This window comes from Streptomyces sp. NPDC029159, assembly GCF_055564055.1.
Window position 1 is genome coordinate 217,085 of record NZ_JBVHWT010000013.1, and the last position, 1,480, is coordinate 218,564.

At 76.3% G+C, this 1,480-nt stretch carries 2 protein-coding genes; one reads left to right on the forward strand and one right to left on the reverse strand.

Going from position 1 to position 1,480, the window contains the following annotated elements; genetic code table 11:
• Positions 1–92: 92 nt before the first annotated feature.
• On the reverse strand, positions 93–503 hold the full coding sequence (locus ACZ4U4_RS24095) for a DUF5997 family protein (protein ID WP_467877936.1): 411 nt from the start codon (positions 501–503) through the stop codon (positions 93–95).
• 59 nt (positions 504–562) lie between these two features.
• On the opposite strand from ACZ4U4_RS24095, the gene ACZ4U4_RS24100 reads away from it, so the two are divergent.
• On the forward strand, positions 563–1,339 hold the full coding sequence (locus ACZ4U4_RS24100) for a LysR family substrate-binding domain-containing protein (protein WP_467877939.1): 777 nt from the start codon (positions 563–565) through the stop codon (positions 1,337–1,339).
• The last annotated feature ends 141 nt before the right edge of the window (positions 1,340–1,480 follow it).

Here is a 1,480-nt window from a genome sequence, read left to right on the forward strand (position 1 = left end):
ACCCCCCCCCCCCCCCCCCCCCCCCCCCCCCCCCCCCCCCCCCCCCCCCCCTCCCCTCCTCCCCCCCCCCCCCCCCCCCCCCCCGACACGGCTCAGGACTGCGCCTCGCCGGCTTCCTTCTTCGCGCGGTCCGCCGCCTGCTTCTCCTTGATGCGCACGGCCTCCTTGCGCACCTCGGCCTGGGTGGCGCGCTCGCGCACCAGCCACTCGGGCTGCTCCTGCTTCAGCGCGTCGATCTGCTCGGTGGTCAGCGGCTCGGTGACGCCGCCCCGGGCCAGACCCGCGATGGAGACGCCGAGCTTGGCCGCCACCACCGGACGCGGGTGCGGGCCGTTGCGGCGCAGGTCCGCCAGCCACTGCGGCGGCTCGGTCTGCAGCGCGTTCAGCTCCGCGCGGGAGACGACGCCCTCCTGGAATGCGGCGGGCGTGGCCTGGAGGTACACGCCCAGCTTCTTGGCCGCCGTCGCGGGCTTCATGGTCTGGGTGGTCTGCTGGGACTTCATGAGGTCAAGGGTATCGAGCGCCGGGGCGGCCGCCGACCACGACCGGATACCCTTGCGGCGTGACAGGCTCGGAAGCAACCCCGTCGTTCCGCCTCGTGTACGTCCCCGGCGTGATCCCCGGTAAATGGGTGCGGATCTGGCAGGAACGGCTGCCGGACGTCCCCCTCACCCTCGTACCGGTGCCCGCCGCCGACGCGCAGGCGACGCTGCGCGCCCGCGAGGCGGAGGCGGGCTTCGTCCGGCTGCCCGTCGACGGCGACGACCTCCACGCCATCCCGCTCTACACCGAGACGACCGTCGTCGTGGTCCCCAAGGACCATCTGCTCACCGCGGCGGAGGAGGTCACCACGGCCGATCTCGCCGAGGAGACCGTGCTGCACCCCCTCGACGACACCCTCGGCTGGGAGGCGCCGCCCGGCGAGGAGGCGTTCACCCGCCCGGAGACCACCGCGGACGCGATCGAGCTGGTCGCCGCCGGGATCGGGCTGCTCGCCGTCCCGCAGTCGCTGGCCCGCCTCCACCACCGCCGTGACCTCACCTACCGGCCGCTGACCGACGCCCCCGTCTCCCGCGTCGCGCTGTCCTGGCCCAAGGAGGACCCGGCCGAGCTGGTCGAGGACATGATCGGCATCGTCCGCGGCCGCACCGTCAACAGCACCCGCGGCCGCCCCGCCGCCCGCACCGACGGCAAGGACACCGAGGGGAAGAAGAAGCAGGACGGCCCCGCGAAGAAGGCCGGCACCGGCGGCCGGGGCCGCGGCGCCGCCAAGGGCCGTCCCGCCCGCTCCGGCGGCGCCAAGAGCACCCGCCGCGGGGCGCCCCGCCGCCGCTCGTAGCCGTACGGGGAAAGGGAAGCGGGGGGGGGGGGGGGGGGGGGGGCACCCCCCCCCTCCCCTCCCCCCCCCCCCCCCCCCCTCCACCCCCCCCCCCCCGCCCCCGGGGCGACCAACCGACCCACGTCGGGTGACCTGTTGTGT

Excerpts from the sequence above, each read along its gene's own strand:
- ACZ4U4_RS24095 (WP_467877936.1), bottom strand. The coding sequence starts at position 503 with ATGAAGTCCCAGCAGACCACCCAGACCATGAAGCCCGCGACGGCGGCC.